This is a genomic window from Microcystis sp. M169S2 (genome assembly GCF_020245865.1).
GTDB classification, from domain to species: domain Bacteria; phylum Cyanobacteriota; class Cyanobacteriia; order Cyanobacteriales; family Microcystaceae; genus Microcystis; species Microcystis ichthyoblabe_A.
Genome location: NZ_JADBUB010000124.1, coordinates 1 through 6,938, shown reverse-complemented (window position 1 = coordinate 6,938; position 6,938 = coordinate 1). Strand labels below are relative to the sequence as shown.

The following is a 6,938-nucleotide window of genomic DNA, read 5'->3' as shown; positions in this document are numbered from 1 at the left end:
TTAGCTTGTAAACAAGCCTGATAGAATGATGGTAACATTTTAAATTTTTGACTGGTTGCCATAACCACTCTATTTCTTTGGGGGACATTTGGCTAGAGTCTTTATCCTGCCTACCTTTAAACCTCTTTGTCACCCCTTGAGAGTCAGTAGTCAGTAGTCAGGAGAATGAATAATAATCAATTAAATAGTCTATTGACAGATTTCATGCCATTTAATCCTTATTTTTGCCGTTTTTGAAACCTCAAAAATTATCTTAAACCCATAGCTTTTAGTCGATGTTCTAGAAACTGTTTTCCCTGTTTTTCGCCGTCAGCGATCAGACGCTGGATATTGGCAGGAGAGCGATCGAGTTTACTTTCATAGTTGAGACTATTGGCTAATTCCGCCGACATTTCGATCATAGGAATATGGTAATTCTGATCGGGATCTTCTGGGAAAGATTTAGGAATTTTCAATGGTTCTGTTAATCCGATCTCGCTCAAAAATTCCTCTTTAAAGGCTCCTTTAAGAAATAATTGATTGAGAAAGTCAATCTGATCGAGACCTTGAAATAGGGAAACATTGCCTTCTAATTCATTGCGGCGATCAGCAATATCATCGGATTGCACGGGGATCTTATCTCTAGAGGTGGGATTAATTTTAATTACCCAAATTTCATCGGGAATATTTTCGACTCCAACAAATTCACGGCGAATTAAAGAACGGATGGGGGGATTATCGGAAAATAGTCCATCCCAGTAGGCCATAGTTTCAATGGTGACAGCAGGAAAAATGTTAGGAACACAGGCAGAGGCTAGGATATGTTCAATTTTAACTGCTTCCTGGCGCGAGTTAAATTTACTTAATTTTCCTGTCAGGATATTACAGGCCCCAATTAATAAAATTGGGGGTTCTGGTTTAGCTCCCCAAGTGGCTAATTCCGAAAAGTCAATATGCGCTCTTAGTAACTGATCAAAGTTGGTAAAGCGACTGCGTAAACCGTAGGTAGCTAGGGAAAATAAGGTTTTAGTAATCGGAGAGGAAGGACTGAGATTATACTGGGGAATTAATCCTTTGCTGGCTAATTCTAGAGCTTTAATAGCTGAGTCATTAAATAGTTGTTCTTGGGGAGTTCGAGCGCTATTATCTTCCCAAAAATCAATCATTCTTTTCCAAACGATGCTATCACCTTTTTTGAGAGCATACCAGGTGAAAAAGGCACAGATAGCACCGCCAGAAGTACCACTGAGACTGACAATGTTAAAGTAATCTTGCACTTTATTGTCAAATAATGCTTTCAAGGCACCGGCAGTAAAAGCAGTTTGACTACCACCCCCCTGACAAGCGATCGCGATTTTGGCTTTCATAAATATCCTTTGAATGGCTTCTATCTAAGCCCTAGGGCTTTAATTTAAGGTTAATTGATAAACTTAAAATCGGATGCAAAAATATAGAAATTTTTCTGATTTTCAGAAGAGCTGCTCGGTAGATTTTGCTATCACTTTTAGAAAAGGATAGGATTTTAAGGGAATTATCTAGGCAATTAGCTGAAGCCATCAGTCTTCAGCTAGAACAAGGTGATAATAACTAGAAAAATGGAAAACCTGATAACTGATAACTGATAACTGATAGATTAAATCACCGTGCCGTCGGGAATAGTGGCATTTTTGAAAATAACCACGATGCCGCTCCGAACATAGAAACCTAAATCTTCGCGATTAGCTTCTTCCACACGATCTTTGTTAACAATTAAAACATTGGAACCAATGCGAGCATTTTTGTCCACAATTGCCCGACGAATAGTGGAACCAGGGCCAATACCCACGGGAATTTTGGCATTTCCGATCAGACTTTCCCGTTCGGGGAAAGACTCATAAAAGTCGGCTCCCATCAGCATTGTATCCTCGATCGTGCAGTCTTTGCCGACTCGACTACGAATACCTAAAATCGAGTGATGGATGCGACATTCTTTGAGAATACAACCTTCAGAAATCATCGATTCTGTCACCGTACAATTGAGCATTTTTGTCGGTGGCAGATAGCGAGAACGGGTATAGATGGGGGCTTTTTCGTCGTAGAAACTAAAGGCGGGATTGGGTTGTTGAGTCAGGGCGAGATTAGACTCATAAAAGGCTTCAATCGTCCCGATATCTTCCCAGTAACCCTTAAATAAATAAGCCTGGAGATTGTAGTCTTTAGCCGCCGAGGGAATAATTTCCTTGCCGAAATCGGTCTGTTCTTTATTGGCATCGAGCAGATCGATTAAAACATTCTTTTTAAAGACATAAATTCCCATGGAGGCGATGTAGGGACTTTGACGAGCTTGGTCGGGACTTAAGCCTAAAATCGTCGTATCTACCCGCATTCTTTCCAATTCTGCCCCTTTGGGTTTCTCATAAAAATCGACAATTCGCCCCGAATCATTGATTTTCATCACCCCAAAAGCGGAGGCCCGACGTTCATCGATGGGAACCACCGATAAAGTGATATCGGCGTTAGTTTCCCGATGGCGTTCGATGAACTTGCTGTAGTCCATGCGATAGAGATGATCTCCCGAGAGAATCAGATATTCATCGATATCCCAATCCTTCATCGTCCAGATATATTGTCGTACTGCGTCGGCCGTGCCTTGGAACCATTGAGGATTCTCCATGGTTTGTTGAGCCGCTAAAACTTCCACGAAACCATCGCTAAAACCCGTAAAATTATAGGTACGATTGAGGTGACGATTGAGAGAAGCGGAATTAAATTGCGTCAACACATAGATTTTGTCAATCTGGGAGTTAATACAATTGCTGACGGGAATATCGATTAAGCGATATTTTCCCGCTAGGGGGACGGCAGGTTTTGCCCGCAGTTTCGTTAACGGATAAAGGCGAGTTCCAGCCCCGCCACCTAAGATAATAGCTAATACTTTTTTCACGCGCGTAACCCTCGCGATTGGCTGTTTCCTTCTCAAAGTAAGTGTAGGATGATAGCGCACCTTATTGATAGAGGGGAAACAAAAATCTAGATCTAAAAGTCATCAAGAGGGAATTGATCGGAGTCTTTGCGGATAAATTCGCTAAAATCATGAATTTCTGGGCTAAATCATTAATATTCACCTTTTTTCTTCCTTTACCTTACCTAATGCCCGCCACGGTGACTGGCGATCGCTGTTCTTGGTTAGCCCAAGGTTCCGATGTACAGACTTTCGGTAAACAAGGTCAAAGTGGGAAAGCTGGCAAGGTCGGCAGCCAAGGCAAAAATAGTGACAGTTTAACCCTTTTTCTCGATGGTTCTCCCCTAAAACTCGATATTTCAGGACAAAAAGGGGTCGATGGTGAAAATGGCGGCAATGGCAGCGATGGCAACTGTAGCGGTCAACCTAGCAACGTCACACGAAATCTTCAGGCGGCCGGTGGTGGTAACGGTGGCAATGGCGGGAATGGTGGTGATGGGGGCAATGGCGGTGCTTTAACCCTCTATGCCACTAATTTAGATTTTTTAAGACAAGTAACGGTCAATGCGGCCGGAGGTGCCGGGGGTTTTGGGGGTCAGGGAGGCCAAGGAGGCAAGGGTTGTCGCTGTTCCCAACCTTTCTGGACAATTCAAACCTGTAGCGGTAGGCCGGGGGATGCCAATTATAGCTGTACCACCAGAGAATTTAGCTGTCAGGATGGTCTGGATGGGGCGACGGGTAATAGTGGTCGTAACGGTCGCGAGGGACGTTTAGGACAGTTAACTTTAATTCAAATTGATCGCCCTTTAACTGCCGATCAACCGAGCGCAACTGTTGCCCTTGCGGAGTTAAAAGAACGGGGTTATATTCTCTCTAAAAATAGTTGGGAAACTCGCACTGGGGCAATGTCTTTATTTTCTCCCGGTTCCCTGATCGATGATCAATATCGGATTTTATTAGATCGATCGGAACGTTCTTTTATTTTAATTTGGAATGCGCCCCAAGAGTTTAACCGGTTTGCTAATCAGCGTTTTACTTTAACCCTCGATGATCAAAAGGAAATGAAGGTAACTGTCCCCAGTGAATTGTGGATTGAGGGAACCACTCAAAAACGCAATAATGTTACGGAATTTGTCGTTTATAATGCTGTTTTTGAACGAGATGTCACCCAATTAGAAGCAAAAGGTATTACAGGAAATGGTACTGATTTAAGGCTTTTTCTCGAAGATAAAGCTTCCCAATCAAATTTAATCGGCACTAAATTTAAACTGCGTTATCGAGTCACTCGTTGGCAAGCAGACGACCTGCAAACCAGTCCCAGAACTGATTTTGTTACTCGCTATGAAGGAGATATGCCTGCTAATTTGGTTCGACAGGAGGGCAATCAATTTATTCTGGATATCGGTCAATTACCCTTACCCGTGGAATCTTTGCGATCGGGTACGGGGATAGAAATCGAGTTACTTGCTACTCGTTCTTTTGCTGGTTATTCCAAAGAACAAAAAATCGTCATCCGCGACACGATTAAAGGGGCAAATATGCCACGGAGATAAGTCAAAAAAGTCCCCTTGTCCTTTCTCCGGTGCAGTCTTAACCAGTAATTTAAGTAGCTGGTTATAATTAAATTAAAAATGGATTTTAGGTTCGATCCCCCCTTAGTCCTAGGGTTGATTCATAGTAGGGTTGATTCATGAATCAACCCTACCCTTAGTCACCCCTTGATAAGGGTGGTGTCTGATAATTTTTAACGCCTACCTACTTACCAAAAAGCTTTAAAATATGTTGAGAGGAAGACTGGTTATTCTCTGGGGAAACTCAGAGAATGTCCCGATCAGCAAAAAAATCAAGGGAAAGATGGGCAGTATTTTAAGTGTGGCGCCGATGATGGATTATACTGATCGCCATTTTCGCTATTTTTTGCGACAAATTAGCCGTCGTCCCCTTCTCTACACGGAAATGATCACGACGATGGCGATTAAACACGGCGATCGCTATAAGTTGCTGGGGTTCTCCCTAGCAGAAAAACCTCTAGCTTTGCAGTTAGGGGGTGATAATCCCTATCTTTTGGCAGAATGTGCTAAAATATCCGAAGATATGGGTTATGACGAGGTAAATCTCAATGTGGGTTGTCCTAGTTCTAGGGTAAAAGAGGGCAATTTCGGCGCTTGTTTGATGGCTAACCCGGAATTAGTCGCTAGGGGAATATCGGCAATGAATCAAGCTGTATCGATTCCCGTGACTGTAAAACAGAGAATTGGTATTGATGATCAGGATAGTTACGAAAATATGGCGAATTTTGTCCGTATTGTCGCAGATGCGGGTTGTCAACGTTTTACCATCCATGCGCGGAAAGCTTGGTTACAGGGATTAAGTCCTAAGGAAAATCGCACTGTCCCCCCCCTGCGTTACGATGATGTTTATCGCCTAAAAAATCAGTTTCCCCATTTGTTTATTGAAATTAATGGCGGTATCATTAATTTAGAACAGGCTAGACAACATTTACAATTAGTAGATGCGGTCATGATCGGTCGGGCAGCCTACGATAATCCCTATTTATTTGCCACAGTCGATCGAGATTTTTATGGGGAATCGGCTACTCCTCCTACCCGGGAAGAAGTAATCAAAAAAATGCTTCCCTACATCGATGAATGGGTGAGTAAAGGTTATAAATTACACCAGATCAGCAAGCATCTTTTACAGCTTTTTGCTGGTCAGCCCGGAACTAAAGCCTGGAAGCGTTATATTAGTGAAAATAGCCATTTTCCTGGGGCCGATTCTGGGGTAATCTGGCAAGCTTTACAGCAGGTAAATTCCCTAAATGATCTGGCCAATTCCCATTAATTTATTTTCTTTTCTATGATTACCCAATCCTCAATTACTGCCGGGGTAAAAAATTCAGCTATGGCGGATTTTGTTTATCAACCTCCCCCGGCAGCTATCACAGCTAAACGTATTTTAATTAAACCTAATTTAGGTTATCCTGTGCCACCACCAGTAACGGTTAGTCTGCCGGTATTAAGTCAAGTTTTGAGGGGATTGAGGGGGGTAAATCCAGGGGCAGAAATCATCTTATTAGAGGGAGTTTGTTCTGCTATTTCTTTGAGAGAAATTATCGATATTTTGGGGGTAAAATCTATTCTCGATCCTGGAATAACTATTCTTGATGCTGATAGTTTAACCCAGCAAGAATATCCGAATCTTTCCCCTTTTCCTGTCCGGTTTCCCTCGATGTTTGCCCCTAAAATTATCGAAGAAGTGGATTGTCGGATCACGATTGGAACCTTAAAACGCACCCATTTAAAGGATAAACCCTTGATTTCTGCTTCTTTAAAAAATCTCTATGGACTCTTTCCCCGTAGTCATTATAAAGCCCGTAGTCCCAACTCGCGGGGGCAATTACATCGCCCCTCCGTACCGCTAATTTTACAGGATGTTTATTTTTGTATCGGTCATCTTTTTGATGGGGCAGTGGTGGACGCTAATCTCAAATATTTTAGTAGCAATTGGCGACCGGATCGAGGAAAATCTATTCCTCTCGGTCAAGTGTTTTGGGGTGATGATATGATTAGCGTGGATCGCAGTGCTTGTCTGTTAGGTGATGAACCGATGCCGAGTTATTTAGAGGCGATCGATTTGCTTCGTTCTCAACTTTTAAACGGAACTAATTAGGGTTAAAAAAGTTTCTTGGTGGGGTTAGGAGTCAGGAGCCGGTCGTCGGGAGGGGAAGTCAGAATAACAGAATGACCTCGCGCAATCCTGTTTAAAAAATATCTCAAGGGGTGACAAAGAGGTTTAAAGGTAGGCAGGATAAAGACTCTAGCCAAATGTCCCCCAAAGAAATAGAGTGGTTATGGCAACCAGTCAAAAATTTAAAATGTGGCTCTTCCGAACTTGTCATGTAAAATTAAAGAAAAAACAGACAATTATTGCTGACCAATAAAACAATAATTTATCTTTAAAAGCTGACTATGCTTGCAATACAGCAATTTATTGTTTAAAATATAGACAGCCAAGACCA

At 42.3% G+C, this 6,938-nt stretch carries 5 protein-coding genes; 3 read left to right on the top strand and 2 right to left on the bottom strand.

Features of this window, described 5'->3' with window-relative positions:
* Positions 1–248: 248 nt before the first annotated feature.
* Both IM485_RS12945 and IM485_RS12940 read right to left on the bottom strand, forming a co-directional pair.
* Positions 249–1,346 (bottom strand): patatin-like phospholipase family protein, encoded by a 1,098-nt coding sequence (locus tag IM485_RS12945; protein WP_287743526.1) that lies wholly within the window; start codon positions 1,344–1,346, stop codon positions 249–251.
* 266 nt (positions 1,347–1,612) lie between these two features.
* Entirely contained in the window at positions 1,613–2,902 is a 1,290-nt protein-coding gene (locus IM485_RS12940; RefSeq protein ID WP_002784562.1) for a glucose-1-phosphate adenylyltransferase, read from the bottom strand.
* Between the two features lie 206 nt (positions 2,903–3,108).
* Between IM485_RS12940 and IM485_RS12935 the strand changes: the two genes are divergently transcribed.
* From IM485_RS12935 to IM485_RS12925, 3 genes are all read left to right on the top strand, one after another.
* A complete protein-coding gene (locus tag IM485_RS12935; RefSeq protein ID WP_104398368.1) occupies positions 3,109–4,473 on the top strand; it encodes a hypothetical protein in 1,365 nt (454 codons plus the stop codon).
* A gap of 301 nt (positions 4,474–4,774) precedes the next feature.
* Entirely contained in the window at positions 4,775–5,761 is a 987-nt protein-coding gene (gene dusA / locus IM485_RS12930) for a tRNA dihydrouridine(20/20a) synthase DusA (protein WP_104398364.1), read from the top strand.
* Between the two features lie 15 nt (positions 5,762–5,776).
* Positions 5,777–6,589 carry a DUF362 domain-containing protein gene (locus IM485_RS12925; protein WP_104398365.1) on the top strand — a complete coding sequence of 271 codons (813 nt, stop codon included), beginning with the start codon at positions 5,777–5,779 and terminating at the stop codon, positions 6,587–6,589.
* Positions 6,590–6,938: the final 349 nt, after the last annotated feature.

Excerpts from the sequence above, each read along its gene's own strand:
- IM485_RS12945 (WP_287743526.1), bottom strand. The coding sequence starts at position 1,346 with ATGAAAGCCAAAATCGCGATCGCTTGTCAGGGGGGTGGTAGTCAAACT.
- IM485_RS12925 (WP_104398365.1), top strand. The coding sequence starts at position 5,777 with ATGATTACCCAATCCTCAATTACTGCCGGGGTAAAAAATTCAGCTATG.
- dusA (WP_104398364.1), top strand. The coding sequence starts at position 4,775 with ATGGGCAGTATTTTAAGTGTGGCGCCGATGATGGATTATACTGATCGC.
- IM485_RS12935 (WP_104398368.1), top strand. The coding sequence starts at position 3,109 with ATGCCCGCCACGGTGACTGGCGATCGCTGTTCTTGGTTAGCCCAAGGT.